Source organism: Micromonospora sp. MA102, assembly GCF_025460765.1.
GTDB classification, from domain to species: domain Bacteria; phylum Actinomycetota; class Actinomycetes; order Mycobacteriales; family Micromonosporaceae; genus Micromonospora; species Micromonospora halotolerans.
Genome location: NZ_JAMWEG010000012.1, coordinates 17,461 through 34,598 on the forward strand (window position 1 = coordinate 17,461; position 17,138 = coordinate 34,598).

Below are 17,138 nucleotides of genomic sequence, written 5' to 3' on the forward strand. Positions count from 1 at the left end.
TGCCGCGACCCCGTCACCTCGGTGACGCCCGGCCGGGTCAGGACGCCGGCGTCGGCAGGCCGAGCGCCTCGTCGACGCGGTTGAGCACCGCCACGTCGTCGGTGCCGAGACCACGCAGCAGGTCGATGGCGGTGGACCGCACCTGCCCGACGATCATGACGACGGGCAGCGCCGGGTCGGACTCCAGCAGCTCCGCGCCGATCCGCACCGCGGCCAGTGCGGCCTCCTCGGCCCGTCCCGCGTGCCGGTCGGCGTCCTGGCCGGTCAGGTCGGTGGCCAGGGCCGCGCCGGCGGCGCGTACCGCCTCGGCGAGCGAGCGGATCGCCGCGCCCAGTTCGGGTGGGGCGGCCGTGTGCAGCCGGGCCAGCGTGACCGCGTTGCGGGCCAGCACCCGGATGTTGCGTACCGCGTAGTCGAGCTGCCGGGCGGTGGCCTCGACCTGGTCGACCTGGCCGAGGTGCCGGCGGCGGCGGACCCGTAGCCGCAGCGTCTCGGCGCAGGCCCGCACCGCGGACCGCAGGCGTTCCACGCCGCCGTCCACCTCCCGGGCCCGGTCCAGCGCCGCCTGGGCGGCCTCGGCGTCACAGCGGTCCAGCGCGGCGTTCAACCGGTCGAGCAGGTCGGCGAGGTCGGCGTACGTCCGGCGGGCCTCGGCGACCAGCGGAGCCAGCGGGTCCCGGGCCACCACGAGCTGGCTGGCGGCGAGGGCGACGGCCCCGCCGATCAGCGCGTCGACGAACCGGAACGGGGTGAACTCGCCCTTCGGCGCGGCGACCACCACCAGGTAGAGCGCGGAGACCGTGGTCTGGATGACTAGGGTGCTGCTCGCCCCGGCCGCCACCGTGACGCCGAGGGTGAGTAGCAGGACGAGGAGCATGGTCGCCGTGCCGGGCCCGAGGGCGTGCACCACCAGGTCGGCGACGAGCACTCCGCCGGCCACCCCGAGCACCAGCTCGATGGTCTGCCGAATCCGCTGGCCCCGCGACTCGCCGAGAACGATCAGCGCCGCGCTCGGCGCGAAGAACGGGTCCGGATGGCCGATCAGCCGCGCGGCGATCAGCCAGGCCACGGTCGCGGCGAGCGCGGCCTCCACCACCGGTACCCACGCCTGTCGCAGCCGCCCCACGGCGGCCCTCCACCAGTTGCGCACCGGCGCCGTCCTCCCCCTCACGGACCGGCGCACCCACGGAATCTCCGTTCCGGCCGTAGGTGCTCCTACCCCTGAAGTTGATCGTCGTAACCGGGCCGTCCACGCCGGTGACGACCGCCGCCCCGACCGGGACGAGGAAGCGGGGCCGGGCCGCCGGGGTCAGAGCACCTGGGACAGGAAGCGACGCAGCCGCGGATGTTCCGGCGCCTCGAAGACGGCGGCCGGCGGGCCGGCCTCCAGCACGACGCCGCGATCCATGAACGCCACCGTGTCGGCCACCTCCCGGGCGAAGCCCATCTCGTGGGTGACCACCACCATGGTCATCCCGGCGGCCGCGAGGTCGGCCATCACCCCGAGCACCCCCTTGACCAGCTCGGGGTCGAGCGCCGAGGTGGCCTCGTCGAACAGCATCACCTGCGGCCGCAGCGCGAGGGCCCGGGCGATGGCCACCCGCTGCTGCTGACCACCGGAGAGCTGCGCCGGCCGGGCCTCGGCCTTGTGGGCCAGGCCGACCAGGTCGAGCTGGGCCCGGGCGACCTGCACGGCCTCGTCCTCGGGGAGCTTCTTGAGCTTCCGCAGCGCGAGGGTGAGATTGCGCAGCACGGTCATGTGCGGGAACAGGTTGAACTGCTGGAACACCATGCCGATCCGCTGGCGCAGCGCGTCCGGGTCGTCGCCCAGCACGCTGCGCCCGTCCAGCAGCACGTCACCGCGGTCCGGCTCGATGAGCCGGTTGATCGTCCGCAGCAGCGTCGACTTGCCGGAGCCGGACGGGCCGATCACACAGGCCGTCCCGCCCCGGGCCACGTCCAGGTCGGCGCCGCGCAGCACCTGGTGCGGCCCGAAGGCCAGGTGCACGTCGCGGACGGCCAGGCTGACCGAGGTGGCGGTGGTGGTGGCGGTGCTCATCGCGGGTCCTTTCCGGTCGGCGCGGGCGCACCGGCGGGGTCGAGCTCGACGTCGAGGTCGGGGGCGGCCACTGATCGGCCCTGCCGCAGCCGCCGGTCGATCCAGTTGACCGCGTGGGTCAGCGGCACGGTCAGCAGCAGGTAGAACAGACCGGCCAGCAGCAGCGCGGACTCGTTGCCGGTGGTGGCCGCGTAGTCCTGCCCGATCCGGAACAGCTCCCGCTGGCTGGCCACCAGGCCGAGGAAGTAGACCAGGCTGGAGTCCTTGATCAGCGCGATGAGCTGGTTCACCCAGGCCGGCAGCACCCGGCGTACGCCCTGCGGGACGATGACCAGGCGCATGGCCTCACCCCAGGAGAAGCCGAGCGCCCGGGCCCCCTCCAGCTGGGCGGCCTCCACGCTCTGGATGCCGGCCCGGAAGATCTCTCCGATGTAGGCGGCGGCGATCAGCGACAGCGCCAGCACGCCCAGCGGGTAAGGGTTCGGACCCCAGACCTGCATGCCCAGCGGCGCCAGGCCGACGCCGATGAGCAGGATGGTCGCCGCCGCCGGCAGGCCGCGGAACACGTCGGTGTAGACCCGGGCCGGCCACCGCAACCAGCGGGTACGCGAGATGCCCGCGACGGCCAGCAGCATGCCCAGCACCGAGCCGAGCAGGGCGGCGGAGACCGCCAGGATCAGCGTGTTGGGCAGCCCGACGGTGAGCATCTCGGGCAGCGCCTCGCGCATGGCGTCCCAGTCGAAGAAGGTCTCCCACAGGGTGCTCAGTGGATCCATGTCTCCGTCCGCCCCGCTCGTCCGTGTCGTTCCGGGTCAGGAAGCCGCCGACGGGGACGGCACGGCGACCGTGCCGCTGCCCGGCGTGAAGTCGGCCGGGATGGGCCGGCCCGGGTAGTACTGCGCCTGGAGCCGGCTCCACGTGCCGTCGGCGATCACCTCGTCGAGGCCCTTGTTCAGCGCCTCGCGCAGCTTGTCGTTGCCCTTGGCCACCGCGTACGCGGTCGGGGCGGGGCTGAGCTGCTTGGCGGCCACCTTGATCTTGCCGTTGCTGTCCTTGGCGGACGTGTCGCCGATCTCGGCCGGGGCGATCCAGGCGTCGGCGGTGCCGGCCTTGAGCTGGTTGATCGCGCCGTTGTAGTCGGGCACCCGGACCGGGTTCAGGTTCTCCCGGGTGGCGTAGTCGTCCTGCACAGTGCCCTGCACGACGACCACCCGCTTGCCGGCGAGCTGGTCGAAGCCGCTGATCGGGGAGCCGGCGGGCACGTCCAGTCCGAAGTAGCCGAAGTCGTAGCCGTTGCCGAAGTCGACGGTCTTCTTCCGGGCCTCGGTGATGGTGATGGAGGAGCTACCCACGTCGAACTTGTGGTTGTTGACCTGGGCGAGCAGGGCGGAGAAGTCGGTGCCGACGAACTCCACCTTCAGGCCGACCTTCCCGGCGACCGCGGTGAGCAGGTCGTTGTCGAAGCCGGTGAACCTGCCCTCCTTGAGGTACACGTTCGGCGGGGCGTCGGTGAGCGTGCCGGCCCGCAGCACGCCGGCCTGCAGCAGGCCGTACGGGTTGGCGGCCTCGCTGGTGGAGCCGTCGTCGCCGCAAGCGGTGAGGGCGGTGGCGGCGAGCACGGCGGCGGCGCCGAGCGCGGCGGCGCGGGTCAGGGCGGAACGGAATCGCACAGGTGTCTCCAGGGTCCGGGGCGGCATGGGCGTACGCCGCCGACGGCGCGCCCGGGGCGGGCGAGCCGGAGGGATGGTGCGGAAGGTGGGGGAGTGGCGCTCAGCGCGCGTCGGGGCGGCGACAGGCGTCGCTGCACACCCGCATCAGGTCGACGTGCCGCCGCTTGACCAGCGCGAAACGCGCCGGGTAGGCGATGCCGTCGGCGGGCGGGGTGCGGAGCTGAGCAGACATGGTTCCCTCGGGTCGGTGATGACCTGGGTACCAGGCCACGCTTGCACCGGCGGCTGCCGGTGCCTGGTCCTCACCCGGGGCACCCCACCGCGGAGGAGGGTTGCCGGCCAGCGAGCCGGGGCTTTGCGCTGGCGCTCATGACCTGCCGAGAAGGCTAGCAGGAGGGCGGCCCGGGCCGTCCAGCCGTTATGACCACCCTCACGCCCGTGCCTTACCGGCGGGCCGGCATGACCGGGGCGTCCCGGCCGGTGCCGTGCCGCGACGGCGTGCGCTGCTCGTGGTAGTCCTGCTCGACGTTGACCGTCCAGACGTCGTGGCCGGCGTCGAGGGCGATGTTCTCGGCGGTCAGCATCGCGGTGAGCATGGAGTGGTCGGCGTTGTTGTAGCGGTGCATACCGTTGCGCCCGACCGGGTGCACGTTCGGCACCTCGCGGGCCAGCCAGTCCCGGATCACGTCCACGTTGTGCTGGTAGCGCTCGTCGTAGACCGGGTACGCCTTCGGCATCCGGACCACGTAGCCGGCCTCCACGCAGCCGGGCCGGACCAGGCCCAGCCGTTCCAGCTCGGCGGTGGCGAAGGCGACCAGGTCCGCGTCCGGGGTCCGCCACATCTCGTCGTCCTCGAACACGAAGTACTCCAGCCCGAGGCAGGTCCGCCCGTCCTGCACCAGGTACGGCGACCAGGAGCCGAAGTTCTGGATCCGGCCCACCCGGGCGGCCGGGTCGTGCACGTAGATCCAGTTGTCCGGGAAGGAGAACTCCTCCGGGACCACCAGCGCGACGGTCAGGAAGTCCCGGTACCGCAGGTCGTCGGCGGCGGCCCGGACCTCCGGCGGGGCCTCCGGGCGCATGGCCCGCACCAGCGCGGAGATGGGCATCGAGGAGATCACGTGTTCGGCCGGCTCGGTGCGCTCGCCGTCGGCGCCGACCACCGTGACGGCAGTGGCGCGCCGTTCCGCCGGGTCCCGGTGCACCTCGGTCACCCAGGTGTTGGTGCGCACCGTGGCGCCGCGCTTCTCCACCTCCTCGGTGCAGCGTTCCCACATCATCCCGGGGCCGTGCTTCGGGTACTGGAACTCCTCGATGAGGCTGGTCACGTCCTTGCGGTTGCGCTTGGGCAGCAGCGCGTTGAGCACCGCGGTGGACAGCGACAGGTTCTTGATCCGCTGGGCGGCCCAGTCGGCCTGCAACTGGTCGGCCGGCATCCCCCAGACCTTCTCGGTGTAGGTCTTGAAGAACTTCGAGTAGAGCCGCCAGCCGAACCGGGCCGACACCCATCCCTCGAAGTGCGACTGGTCCTTCGGCGGGCGCAGCCGGGCCCGCCCGTACGACCCGACGCAGCGCAGCGCCTCCACGAGGCCGAGGTTGCGCAGCGCGTTGCCGGCGTTGAGCGGGTAGTCGTAGAGGGCGCCCCGGTAGTAGATCCGGCTCATCCGGGGCCGGAGCAGGAAGTCCTCGTCGGGCAGGATCTCGTGCCAGAAGTCCTCGACTCGGGAGACCTTGGTGAAGAACCGGTGCCCGCCGATGTCGAACCGCCAGCCGTCCCGCTCCACCGTGCGGCTGATCCCGCCGACGACGTCGTCGGCCTCGTAGACCCGGACCGGCTCGCCGTACCGCAGCAGCTCGTACGCGGCGGTCAGCCCCGCGGGCCCCGCCCCGATGATCACGGTCCCGTTGCCGTCACCCATGCCGTCCGCCCCCGCTGCCAGCCTGCCGATGCGGCAGCGCCCTTACCCGTCCTGCCCGCCGACTCACCTGCGGGCGGCGATCCGCCCTTCCCGGGTCACCCGTTCGGGTCGGGCGGGTGTGAACCGGGGCGCAACGGGGATGCGCGGACGGTTTCCCGGTCCGGGGGTCGGTCGCGGGGCGACCGGTGGGAGCGGGATGGGAGACGAGCGGCGGGCCGGGACGACCGGCCGCCCCGCCTTGGCGCGGTGGTCGGGTGCGCCGGTCCGGCTGGCGTCGGCGGGCGGGCGGCTGGCCGCGCGGATCCCCACGCCCTGGGGTTTCGTGCTCGCCGTCTTCGTCGGCTCGAAGGTCGTGCTCAGCCTGGTCGGCGTGCTGGTGCTGACCGCCTGGGACGGGGTGCCCGGCGCGCCGCCCGCCGACGAGGCGATGACGCGGACCCAGCAGGACGCGATCTCGTCGCACCGCTGGTTCTCGCTCTGGTTCGCCTGGGACTCGTTCCTCTACGACCACCTGGCCTGGGTACCGCTGGACCGGCCGTGGCACGACTTCGGTTTCCCGCTGCTCTACCCGTTCCTGGCCCGGCCCCTCGCGCCGCTGCTCGGCGGGCACACCGCCTGGGCGCTGCTGGTGGTCGCCAACGTGGCGCTGCTGTTGCAGCTCTGGTTCGCGTACCGGCTGGGGGCCCGGCTGCTCGGCGCCGGCGACCCGGAGGCGGCCGGCGCGGACGGCCGGCGGGCGGTGCGGTACCTGCTGCTCCTGCCGACGGCGTTCCTGTTCCAGGCGGCGCTGACCGAGTCGCTCTTCGTCTGCCTCGCCCTGGCCGCCTTCTGGTACGCCGAGCAGCGCCGCTGGCTGGTGGTCGGGATCGTCGGCTACTTCCTGGCGATGAGCCGCTCGGTTGGCTTCGTGGTGGTGATCCCGCTGGCCCTGGTGCTGCTGCGCCAGCACGACTGGCGCCTCGACCCGCGCAGCCTCGCGCGCTATCTGCGGCTGGGCTGGCCGCTGCTGCTGGTGCCGGCCGGCTGGTTGACCTTCATGGCGTTCTGCCGCTGGCAGGGCGGCGACTGGTTCGCCTACCAGCACGCCCAGGAGAAGGGCTGGGGGATCCGGGTGCAGAACCCGCTCGGGGTGGCCGGGTCGGCGCTGGTCGGCGACAACTCGGCCAACGCGTTCCGGGTCTGGATCGCCGTGGCCATGCTGCTCGTGGCGGTCGTCGGGCTGCGGCGGCGGGCCGACTGGCCGTACCTGGTCTACACGGTGATCGTGGTGCTCGTGCCGCTGTCGATGGGCCCGCCGGTGTACAAGAGCCTGCTGCGCTACCTGCTGGCCGCGTTCCCGGTGGCGTTCGTGCTGGCCCGCTGGGCCCGCCGGCCCGGCCTCGACGGCTGGCTCACGGCCGGGCTGGCGTTGCTCCAGGGTGCGCTGTTCGCCGTGTGGCTGACCTACTGGACCCACCTCATCATCTGACCCTTGCTATGCAACTCGTTGCATAGCAAGATGGCCGGCATGTCGCTGGAGCACGCCATCCTCGTCTCGCTCCTGGAGCAACCCGCCTCCGGCTACGAGCTGGCCCGGCGCTTCGACCGCTCGATCGGCCGCTTCTGGACCGCCACCCACCAGCAGATCTACCGGGTCCTCAAGCGCATGGAGCACGACGACTGGCTGACCGCCGAGGAGGTCGGCCAGGAGGGGCTGCCGGACAAGAAGGTCTGGTCGGTCACCCACACCGGGCGATCCGCCCTGGTCACCTGGCTGCGCGCCCCGGTGCAGCCGGAGGCGGTCCGGCACGAGCTGGCCGTCAAGATCCGCGGCGCCGCGTTCGACGACGCGGCCGGCCGCGCCGCCCTGGTCACCGAGGTCGAGCGCTACCGCGCCGACCACGAGGCCACCCTCGCCGGCTACCTGGCCGGCGAGCGCCGCGACTTTCCCGACCCCACCGCACCGGACGCCCGCGCGGCCCTCCAGCACGTCGTGCTGCGCGGCGGTATCGCGTACGAGCGGATGGTGCTGGCCTGGCTCGACGACGTCCTCGACACCCTGCGCCACCTCGACCCCGCCACCCCCAGGAAGGCGATCCCGTGACCGATTCGCTGCTGTTCCACCCGCACCGCTACGACCCCGCCCACCTCGACGAGACCTCCCGGCGGCTGCTGCGCGCCACCGTCGACTGGTTCGAGTCCCGCGGCAAGCGGGCCCTGGTGGACAGCTACAACCACCGCGAGTGGTACGCCGACTTCCTCGACTTCGCCGCCAAGGAGGGGCTCTTCGCCACCTTCCTCACCCCGGCCGCCGACGGTGGCGGCGACCCGGACAAGCGCTGGGACACCGCCCGCAACGCTGCGCTCAGCGAGATCCTCGGCTTCTACGGCCTCGGGTACTGGTACACCTGGCAGGTCACCGTGCTCGGCCTCGGGCCGGTCTGGCAGAGCGGCAACGCCGCCGCCCGGGCCCGCGCCGCCGCGCTGCTCGACGAGGGGCACGTCATGGCGTTCGGGCTCTCCGAGCGGCCGCACGGCGCCGACATCTACTCCACCGACCTGCTGCTCACCCCGGACGCCGACGGCGGCTTCCGGGCCACCGGCGGCAAGTACTACATCGGCAACGGCAACGTCGCCGGGCTGGTCTCCGTCTTCGGCCGGCGCGCCGACGTCGAGGGCCCCGAGGGGTACGTCTTCTTCGCCGCCGACAGCCGGCACCCCGCGTACCGGCTGGTCCGCAACGTGGTCAACGCGCAGATGTACGTCAGCGAGTTCCGCCTGGAGGACTACCCGGTGCGCGCCGAGGACGTGCTGCACACCGGTCCGGCCGCCTTCGACGCCGCGCTCAACACGGTCAACGTCGGCAAGTTCAACCTCTGCACCGCCTCCATCGGCATCTGCGAACACGCCATGTACGAGGCGGTAACCCACGCCCACCAGCGGATCCTCTACGGCCGGCGGGTCACCGACTTCCCGCACGTGCGCCGCGAACTGACCGACGCGTACGCCCGCCTGGTGGCCATGAAGCTGTTCAGCGACCGGGCGGTCGACTACTTCCGCTCGGCCGGCCCGGACGACCGGCGGTACCTGCTGTTCAACCCGATGACCAAGATGAAGGTCACCACCGAGGGCGAGAAGGTCATCGACCTGCTCTGGGACGTGATCGCCGCCAAGGGCTTCGAGGCCGACACCTACTTCGACAAGGCCGCCAAGGACATCCGCGGCCTGCCGAAGCTGGAGGGCACCGTGCACGTCAACCTGGCGCTGATCCTCAAGTTCATGCCGAACTACCTGTTCCGGCCGGCCGAGCACCCGCCCGTGCCGACCCGGCGGGACCCGGCCGACGACGAGTTCCTGTTCCGGCAGGGGCCGGCCCGCGGCCTCGGCGCGATCCGCTTCCACGACTGGCGCACCGCCTACGACGCGCACGCCCACCTGCCCAACGTGGCCCGCTTCCGCGAGCAGGCCGACGGGCTGACCGCCCTGCTCGCCGCGCACGCCCCGGACGAGGCCCAGCAGCGGGACCTGGACTTCCTGCTCACCGTCGGCCAGCTCTTCGCGCTGGTCGTCTACGGCCAGCTGATCCTGGAGCAGGCCGAGCTGACCGGCCTCGACGCCGACCTGCTGGACGAGATCTTCGACCTGCTGGTCCGGGACTTCTCCGGGTACGCCACCGAACTGCACGGCAAGGCGGCCACCACCGAGGCGCAGGCCGCCTGGGCGCTCGCCCACCTGCGCCGCCCGGTCACCGACGCCGACCGCACCGCGAGGGTGTGGCAGCGGGTGGTCGCCCTCGCCGGCGCGTACGAGATGCACCCCTGACGGCCGGGCCGGGCCTCGGGCCCGGCCCCCGCCTCGTCGCCAGCGTCCGGACGAGGAGGAACGTCACGTCCCACCACAGGAGATTGTCGACAGACAACAATTTCCCTCCGCCTCCCGGGCCGGCCGGCGGATCACGCCTAGCGTCTGCGTGCGACGACCCGCGACCGCGGTGCGGAAGGGAAGAGCATGCGCCCGATCGGCCGGCGGCTCTGCGCCGTCACACTGACCGTCCTGCTCACCGCGATCGCCGCGCTCCCGGCATCGCCGGCGTCCGCCGCGGCGGCGTCCATCACCGGCCACGTCCTCGACGCGCAGACCGGCGGGGCGCCCACGAACGGCGCCTGCGTCTACGCGTGGGAGGCCAACGGCGGCGGCATCGTCGCCGGGACGTGCGTCGACCTGCAGACCGGCGCCTTCACCCTCGACGGCCTCGAGTCCGGGGTGGGCTACCGGATCGAGGTCAGCCCGGGCGGTGACGCGTACCCGGCGCAGACGTGGCTTCCCGGTGCCGCGACGATCAGCGACGCGGTGCCGGTGGTCGCGCCCGCGGTGCTCGACGTCGCGCTGCCCCGCGCCGCCACGCTGACCGGCACGCTCACCCGTTCCGACGGCACCCCGGCCGCCGGCCTCAACGTGCTGGTCTGGCTGGCGAACCGGGAGGAGGCGTTCGGGCGGTCCACCACCACGGCCGAGGACGGCAGCTGGACGATCGGCGGGCTCTACCCGACCTCGTACAAAATCTCCTTCGACTGCTGCTGGCCGGCCTGGGCGTACGGCGCGACCGACTGGGCCGGCGCGGCCGTCATCGAGGCCGCCCCGGGCGCGACGAGCCGGGTGGACGACACCTACTGGCTGCCCGCGACGCTGACCGGGCAGATCACCGACGCCGCCACCGGAGGGCCGATCGAGGGCGCCTGCATCGAGCTGCGCAACGTCGATCCGGCCGGCGGCGGCGGGTACAGCGGCGGCTGCACCGACGCCACCGGCACCTACCTGGCCGAGAACGTCGTCCCCGGCCGGTTCCGCGTGATCTTCTACGACCCGCAGGGCCGGTACGCCGTGGCGTACCACGGCGGCGACGACCTGGCCTCGGCGACGGTGGTGACCATCCCGCGGGGCGGCCGGGTCACCGGGGTGGACGGCAGCATGTCGCTCGGCGCCACGATCACCGGTCGGGTCGTCGACTCGCGTACCCGGCAGCCGGTGCAGTGGGTCTGCCCGCTCGCGTTCGCCGGCCGGGACGGTGACTACGTCCCGTACGAGCAGCAGGAGTGCTCCGACGCCGACGGCCGGTGGCGGCTGTCCGCCCTGCCCGCCCGGCCCACCACCGTCCGCCTCGACGGCGGCGACCGGTACGGCGTGGTGTGGCTCTACAACGCCGGGACCCAGACGCGGGCGACGGTGTTCGAGCCGCAGCCCGGCAGCACCGTCACCACCCGGGACGTCCGGCTCACCGGCCGCTGACCGCCGGCCGCAAACCCGGTGCGGTGCCGGTGGCGATCGCACTAGGTTGCGGGGATGTTCGCTCTCTCCCTGACCGACGACGCCGAGCTGCGGCCGCTCATGCCGTGGCACGCCGACGAGTTCCTCGCCAACCTCGACCGCTGCCGGGAGCACATCACCCCCTGGGTGGGCGCGTCCTTCGTGGCCACCGACGCCGAGTCCGCCCGCCGGGTCCTGCAGAACTACGCCGACCGGTGGGCCCGCGACGACGGCGGGATCTGGGGCATCTGGCAACGAGGCACCCTGGTCGGCGGGGTGATGTTCGTGTCCCTCAGCACCACCACGGGCGTCGCCGAGGCCGGCTGCTGGCTGGAGCCCGGCGCCGAGGGGCAGGGCCTGGTCACTCGTGCCGCCCGGGTGATCATCGGCTGGGCGATCCGGGACCGCGGCATCCACCGGGTGGAGTGGGTCACCAAGGCCGACAACGCGCGCAGCATCGCCGTTGCCGGGCGGCTGGGGATGAGCCGTGACGGCGTGCTCCGGGAAGCCGCACCGGGGCCGGCCGGCCGGGCCGACCTGGAGGTCTGGTCCGTGCTGGCCCCGGAATGGAAGCCGGAGGGATAGCCGGGCGGGCCCTGGCGCCGGAGGGACCCCGGCGATCGGCACACCGCGGAGTTCTGTCGTACCCGGACGTCAACATGTGTCCATGGCTGTCCCCGCACCGGCCGACCGGTCCCCCCAGCCGCGCGCCCTGCCGCTGCGCGAGGTCCGCACCCGGCTCACCCAGCTCGTCTCCCTCGCCGAGCTGACCGACACCGTCACCGTCGTCACCCGCGACGGCGATCCGCGCCCGGTCGCCGCGATCGTGCCCGCCGCGGCGGCGCGCACGGCGGCGCAGGCCCGCGCCGACGCCGACCGGATCGCCGCGATCAGCGCCGGCTGGTCCCGGCGGCTGGAGGAGCTGCACCGGCAGAGCAGCCGGCGGCACGCCGCCGAGCTGCGCACGCTCACCGACGCCCTCGCCGAGGTCTGGGCCGAGCTGGACCGGCGCGCCCCGGCCGGTGACCCGGCGCTCGCCCGGCTCCGCGCCGCCCACGCCGACCTGCTGCGCGGCTGACCGCGCGGCCTCCGGCCACCTCGGGCCGGAGGCCGCCGGTGTGCGTCAGTCCCGGCCGCGCTGGGCGCGGTAGCGCCGGATCAGCGCGGCGGTGGACGAGTCCACGTCGCCGAGGTCCGCCCCGGCCCCGGTGAGCTTCGGGGCGAGCTGGTTGGCCATCACCTTGCCCAGCTCCACGCCCCACTGGTCGAAGGCGTTGATGTCCCAGACCGCGGCCTCGGTGAAGACGATGTGCTCGTAGAGGGCGATGAGCTGGCCCAGCGTCGCCGGGGTCAGCTTCGGCGCGATGATCGACGTGGTCGGGTGGTTGCCCGGCATCACCCGGTGCGGCACCACCTCAGGCGCGGTGCCCTCGGCCTCGACCTGCTCCTTCGTGCGGCCGAAGGCCAGCGCGGCGGTCTGCGCGAAGAAGTTCGACATGAACAGGTCGTGCATGTCGCCCAGGTCGTGGTTGGGCTGGCTGAACGCGATGAAGTCGGCCGGGATCAGCCGGGTGCCCTGGTGGATGAGCTGATAGAAGGCGTGCTGACCGTTGGTGCCCGGCTCGCCCCAGAAGATCTCCCCGGTCGGGCAGGTGACCGGCCGGCCGTCCCGGGTCACCGACTTGCCGTTGCTCTCCATGGTGAGCTGCTGGAGGTAGGCCGGGAACCGGTGCAGGTACTGGGCGTACGGCAGCACCGCGTGGGTCTCCGCGCCGAGGAAGTCGGTGTACCAGACGTTGAGCAGGCCGAGCAGCGCCGGCACGTTCCGCGCCACCGGCGTGGTCCGGAAGTGCTCGTCCACGGCGTGGTAGCCGGCCAGCATCTCCCGGAACCGCTGCGGCCCGACCGACAGCATCACCGACAGCCCGACCGCGGAGGGCAGGGAGTAGCGCCCGCCCACCCAGTCCCAGAAGCCGAACATGTTCTCCGGGTCGATGCCGAAGTCGCGGACCCGCTGCTCGTTGGTGCTGACCGCGACGAAGTGCCGGGCCACCGCGCTGTCGTCGGCGTCCAGCCCGGCGAGCAGCCAGCGCCGGGCCTGGTCGGCGTTGGCCAGGGTCTCCTGCGTGGAGAAGGTCTTCGAGACCACCACGAACAGCGTGCTGGCCGGGTCCAGGTCGGTGGTCTTGTCGTGGATGTCGGTCGGGTCGATGTTGGACACGAACCGGCAGCTGATCCCCGCGTCCCGGTACGCCTTCAGCGCCTCGTACGCCATCACCGGCCCGAGGTCCGAGCCGCCGATGCCGATGTTGACCACGGTGCTGATCCGCTCGCCGGTGTGGCCCCGCCAGGCGCCGGAGCGGACCCGCTCGGCGAACGCCGACATCCGGTCCAGCACGGCGTGCACGTCGGCGACGACGTCCTGACCGTCCACGATGAGCGACGCGTCGCGGGGCAGGCGCAGGGCGGTGTGCAGCACGGCCCGGTCCTCCGTGGAGTTGATGTGCTCCCCGGCGAACATGGCGGCGATCCGATCGGCCAGCCCGACCCGCTCGGCGAGCGCGGTCAGCAGGCCCAGCGTCTCGTCGGTGATCAGGTTCTTGCTGTAGTCGACGTGGAGGTCGGCGACCTCGCCGGTGAGCCGCTCACCCCGTTGTCCGTCCGCGTCGAACAGCTCCCGCAGGTGCGTGCCGCGCATCGCCTCGGCGTGCTTGCGCAGGGCCTGCCATTCGTCCGTGGTGGTGACGTCCACAGCCATCGGGTCGATCTTCTCCTTCACGACGGGTCTGCCGGCCGGGCCGGCGTCGCCCCGCTGCCGGCGACCCCACCAGCCTGCCACCCGGAGCGGGCACGCGCGACGCGACCCGACATCGCCCACCCGGTGGGCCCCCCGTGGCACCACCACGGTGAGACACCATTGAGACGCCTGTTCGACACGCCGGACACGGGGAGACACCGACTCGTCGCGGATCGTAGGCTCCGGAAGCTGACCGTACCGGAGGAGGCCCCATGGCGACGGTGATCGGCCCCCGACCCCCGTCCGACGAGGAGGAGGCGGCGGAAGAGTCGCCGCTGCCCGAGCTGGCGGACGGCCACTGGATGAACCGGGCCACCGAGTTCGCGCACACCAGCTTCTGGGCAGTGGCCCGCCGGCTGCCCGCGCTGGTCCGCGAGGCTGTCGGCCTGGCCTGGGCGACCAGCCGCCGGGACACCATCGCCTCGATCGGGCTCAACATCGCCGCCGGGGTGCTCACCACGCTCGGCCTGCTGGCCACCACCGGGGTGCTCCGACAGCTCTTCGCCGCCGGCCCCACGCCCGACCGGATCCGCGCGGCGCTGCCCGCCCTGCTGCTCGCCGCCGCGGCGGTGACCATGCGCGGGGCGCTGACCATTGCCGCCGGCTGGGCGCAGGCCCGGCTCATCCCGCAGATCAACTACCAGGTGGAGCTGCGGCTCTTCGAGACCACCACCGCGGTCGAACTGGCCGCCTTCGACGATGCCGGCTTCGCCGAGGAGATGGACCGGGCCCGGGACCGTGGCATGGCCGAGGCGGCGTCGATCGTGGACCACACCGTCAACCTGGTCACCGGACTGGTGGGGGTGCTGGCCACCGCCGCCGCGGTGACGGTGATCCAGCCCGTGCTGCTGCCCTGCCTGCTGCTCGCGGCCGTGCCGGAGGCGGCCACCGCGGTGAAGATGGCCCGCCGGCAGTACCTCGCCCTGCTGGCCTGGATCACCCGGCGCCGCCGGATGTACCTGCTGGCCCGGCTGATGGCCGACCGGCACACCGCCGCCGAGATCCGGACCTACCAGATGCGTGACTTCCTGCTCGCCGAGTACCACCGGATGATGACCGTGGAGACCCGGGCCCAGCTGCGGCTGGCCCGCTCGCAGACCGTCACCCGCGCGGTCGGCCTGTCGGTGACCGGGATCGCGGCGTTCGGCGTCTACGCCGTCCTGGGTGGCCTGCTGCTCGGCGGTGTGGTGGCGCTGGCCGCCGCGGCCACCGCGCTGCTCGCCCTCCAGTCCGCCCGGTCCAGCCTCCGCATGGCGGTGTTCGCCACCAACTCGCTCTACGAGGACGCGCTCTACTACCAGGACTACCGCGACTTCCTGGACCGCGCCCGGCACCGGGTGCCCGCCGGTGGCACGCGGCCGGTGGACGGCTTCGACCGGATCGACCTCGATCGGGTCAGCCTCCGCTACCCGGACACCGAGACGGCCGCCGTCGACGAGGTCAGCCTGACCGTCCGGCGCGGTGAGGTGATCGCGCTGGTGGGGGAGAACGGCTCCGGCAAGACCACCCTGGCCAAGCTCATCGCCGGCCTCTACCGGCCCACCGCCGGGGTGATCCGCTGGGACGGGGTGGACACCGCCGAGCTGGACCCGCGGCAGACCGCCGCGCAGGTCGCGGTGATGAGCCAGGACTGGTGGAGGTTCCCGTTCACCGCTCGGCAGAACATCCGGATCGGCCGGCACGACCGGCCCGGCGACCGGCCCGGCCCGGACGTCGAGGCCGCGGCCCGGGACGCCGCCGCGCACGACATGATCACCGAGTTGCCGTTCGGGTACGACACGCTGCTGGACCGGCAGTTCAAGGACGGCCAGGACCTCTCCGGCGGGCAGTGGCAGCGGCTCGTGGCCGCCCGCGGTCTCTACCGCGACGCCCGCCTGCTGATCTGCGACGAGCCCTCGGCGGCCCTCGACGCGCGGGCCGAGCACGCCCTCTTCCAGCACCTGCGGCGGCACCCCGACCGGGCCGTCGTGCTCATCACCCACCGGTTGGCCAACGTCCGGCACGCCGACCGGATCTTCGTGATGGACCACGGCCGGCTCATCCAGGAGGGGGACCACGACGAGCTGATGGCCCAGGAGGGCCTCTACCGGGAGCTGTTCGAGCTGCAGGCGGCCGGCTACCTGGCGCAGGCCGGGGAGGCCGGCGGCTGAGGGTTTGACCTCGAGCGCGCTCGAACTCCTACGGTGACCGCACCGGCCGCCGCCCGGTCAGCGCGGCGTCACTCCCAGGGAGCCCTCCATGCGTCACCGCGTCCTCGGCGGCACCGGCATCCAGGTCAGCGTCCACTGCCTCGGCACCATGATGTTCGGCACCGTCGGCAACCCCGACCACGACGACTGCGCCCGGATCGTCCACACCGCCCTCGACCGGGGGATCAACTTCGTGGACACCGCCGACATGTACTCGGCGGGCGAGTCGGAGGTGATCGTCGGCAAGGCGCTGCGGGGCCGGCGTGACGACGTGGTCCTGGCCACCAAGGTGCACTTCCCGATGGGGGAGGGGCCCAACCGGGGCGGGAACTCGCGGCGCTGGATCGTCCGCGCGGTCGAGGACAGCCTGCGCCGCCTCGGCACTGACTGGATCGACCTCTACCAGGTGCACCGGCCCGACCACACCACGGACGTCGAGGAGACCCTCGGGGCGCTCACCGACCTGGTCCGGGCCGGCAAGATCCGGGCGTTCGGGTGCTCGACCTTCCCGGCCGAGGAGATCGTCGAGGCGCAGCACGTGGCGGAGCGGCGGGCGCTCGGCCGGTTCCGCACCGAGCAGCCGCCGTACTCGATCCTGGCCCGCGGGATCGAGACCGCGGTCCTGCCGGTCTGCCGGCGGTACGGCATGGGCGTGCTGGTGTGGAGCCCGCTGGCCTCCGGCTTCCTCACCGGGCGGTACCGGCAGGGGGCGGCCGTGGACCTCACCGCCGGCCGGCCGGCGCGCACCCCGGCCCGGTTCGACCCGGCGCTGCCCGGCAACGCCGCCAAGTACGCCGCCGTCGAGGAACTGGTCGCGCTCGCCGAGGAGGTCGGCTGCTCGCTGCCCGAGCTGGCCGTCGCGTTCACCGCGGCCCACCCGGCCGTCACCTCGACGATCATCGGGCCGCGCACCCTGGAGCAGCTGGAGGGCCTGCTCAAGGGGGCGGCGCTCACGCTGGACGACGCGGTGCTGGACCGGATCGACGAGATCGTCCCGCCCGGCACGAACCTCTACCAGCCGGACGGCGTCTGGTCCCCGCCCGCGCTCACCGACCCGGCACTGCGGCGGCGTCCCGCGGCCGAGCGCGCCGCCGCCTGACCCCGCCCGGGACGGGTGCCGTCCTCCGGTCCAGCGCGCCGCCGCCTGACCCCGCCCGGGACGGGTGCCGTCTCGCGGCCGGGCGCGCCGCCGCCTGACCGGACCGGGACCGCCGGACCCCC

General features: G+C 73.2%; 15 protein-coding genes and 1 riboswitch. Of the genes, 8 read left to right on the forward strand and 7 right to left on the reverse strand.

The features are described 5' to 3' along the window. Positions 1-37: 37 nt before the first annotated feature. The 6 genes from NFX44_RS22575 to NFX44_RS22600 form a co-directional block, all read right to left on the reverse strand. The gene (locus tag NFX44_RS22575; protein ID WP_262285577.1) at positions 38-1,150 is read right to left on the reverse strand and encodes an aromatic acid exporter family protein; all 1,113 of its coding nucleotides are present in this window, start codon (positions 1,148-1,150) and stop codon (positions 38-40) included. Between the two features lie 159 nt (positions 1,151-1,309). Beyond that, a complete protein-coding gene (locus NFX44_RS22580) occupies positions 1,310-2,059 on the reverse strand; it encodes an amino acid ABC transporter ATP-binding protein (protein WP_262285578.1) in 750 nt (249 codons plus the stop codon). Next, positions 2,056-2,835 carry an amino acid ABC transporter permease gene (locus NFX44_RS22585; RefSeq protein WP_262285579.1) on the reverse strand — a complete coding sequence of 260 codons (780 nt, stop codon included), beginning with the start codon at positions 2,833-2,835 and terminating at the stop codon, positions 2,056-2,058. The genes NFX44_RS22580 and NFX44_RS22585 overlap by 4 nt, the downstream gene beginning before the upstream one ends. Before the next feature lie 36 nt (positions 2,836-2,871). Beyond that, complete coding sequence (locus tag NFX44_RS22590) at positions 2,872-3,729, reverse strand: ABC transporter substrate-binding protein (RefSeq protein ID WP_262285580.1); 858 nt, start codon at positions 3,727-3,729, stop codon at positions 2,872-2,874. Positions 3,730-3,829: 100 nt separating this feature from the next. Next, positions 3,830-3,961: a hypothetical protein gene (locus NFX44_RS22595; protein ID WP_255474577.1), complete on the reverse strand. Its 132-nt coding sequence runs from the start codon at positions 3,959-3,961 to the stop codon at positions 3,830-3,832. A 32-nt stretch (positions 3,962-3,993) separates the two neighbouring features. Further along, a riboswitch (SAM riboswitch) is annotated at positions 3,994-4,104 on the reverse strand. Positions 4,105-4,172: 68 nt separating this feature from the next. Continuing rightward, positions 4,173-5,648 carry an NAD(P)/FAD-dependent oxidoreductase gene (locus NFX44_RS22600; protein WP_262285581.1) on the reverse strand — a complete coding sequence of 492 codons (1,476 nt, stop codon included), beginning with the start codon at positions 5,646-5,648 and terminating at the stop codon, positions 4,173-4,175. Positions 5,649-5,844: 196 nt separating this feature from the next. Between NFX44_RS22600 and NFX44_RS22605 the strand changes: the two genes are divergently transcribed. The 6 genes from NFX44_RS22605 (at position 5,845) to NFX44_RS22630 (ending at position 12,009) form a co-directional block, all read left to right on the forward strand. Next, on the forward strand, positions 5,845-7,116 hold the full coding sequence (locus NFX44_RS22605) for a hypothetical protein (protein ID WP_262285582.1): 1,272 nt from the start codon (positions 5,845-5,847) through the stop codon (positions 7,114-7,116). A gap of 39 nt (positions 7,117-7,155) precedes the next feature. Continuing rightward, complete coding sequence (locus tag NFX44_RS22610) at positions 7,156-7,731, forward strand: PadR family transcriptional regulator (RefSeq protein ID WP_262285583.1); 576 nt, start codon at positions 7,156-7,158, stop codon at positions 7,729-7,731. Beyond that, the gene (locus tag NFX44_RS22615; RefSeq protein WP_262285584.1) at positions 7,728-9,449 is read left to right on the forward strand and encodes an acyl-CoA dehydrogenase family protein; all 1,722 of its coding nucleotides are present in this window, start codon (positions 7,728-7,730) and stop codon (positions 9,447-9,449) included. Before NFX44_RS22610 ends, NFX44_RS22615 begins: the two co-directional genes overlap by 4 nt. A gap of 186 nt (positions 9,450-9,635) precedes the next feature. Continuing rightward, on the forward strand, positions 9,636-10,913 hold the full coding sequence (locus NFX44_RS22620; protein ID WP_262285585.1) for a collagen binding domain-containing protein: 1,278 nt from the start codon (positions 9,636-9,638) through the stop codon (positions 10,911-10,913). A gap of 54 nt (positions 10,914-10,967) precedes the next feature. Further along, a complete protein-coding gene (locus NFX44_RS22625) occupies positions 10,968-11,516 on the forward strand; it encodes a GNAT family N-acetyltransferase (protein WP_262285586.1) in 549 nt (182 codons plus the stop codon). 82 nt (positions 11,517-11,598) lie between these two features. Further along, positions 11,599-12,009: a type II toxin-antitoxin system Phd/YefM family antitoxin gene (locus NFX44_RS22630; protein ID WP_262285587.1), complete on the forward strand. Its 411-nt coding sequence runs from the start codon at positions 11,599-11,601 to the stop codon at positions 12,007-12,009. A gap of 45 nt (positions 12,010-12,054) precedes the next feature. Here the strand turns inward: NFX44_RS22630 and pgi are convergent, their stop codons facing one another. Further along, positions 12,055-13,689, reverse strand: a complete 1,635-nt coding sequence (pgi, locus tag NFX44_RS22635) for a glucose-6-phosphate isomerase (RefSeq protein WP_262285726.1) — start codon at positions 13,687-13,689, stop codon at positions 12,055-12,057. A gap of 251 nt (positions 13,690-13,940) precedes the next feature. Here pgi and NFX44_RS22640 point away from each other — a divergent pair, with 251 nt between their 5' ends. Further along, positions 13,941-15,878: an ABC transporter ATP-binding protein gene (locus NFX44_RS22640; RefSeq protein WP_262285588.1), complete on the forward strand. Its 1,938-nt coding sequence runs from the start codon at positions 13,941-13,943 to the stop codon at positions 15,876-15,878. Positions 15,879-15,966: 88 nt separating this feature from the next. Then, positions 15,967-17,016 carry an aldo/keto reductase gene (locus tag NFX44_RS22645; protein ID WP_262285589.1) on the forward strand — a complete coding sequence of 350 codons (1,050 nt, stop codon included), beginning with the start codon at positions 15,967-15,969 and terminating at the stop codon, positions 17,014-17,016. Positions 17,017-17,138: the final 122 nt, after the last annotated feature.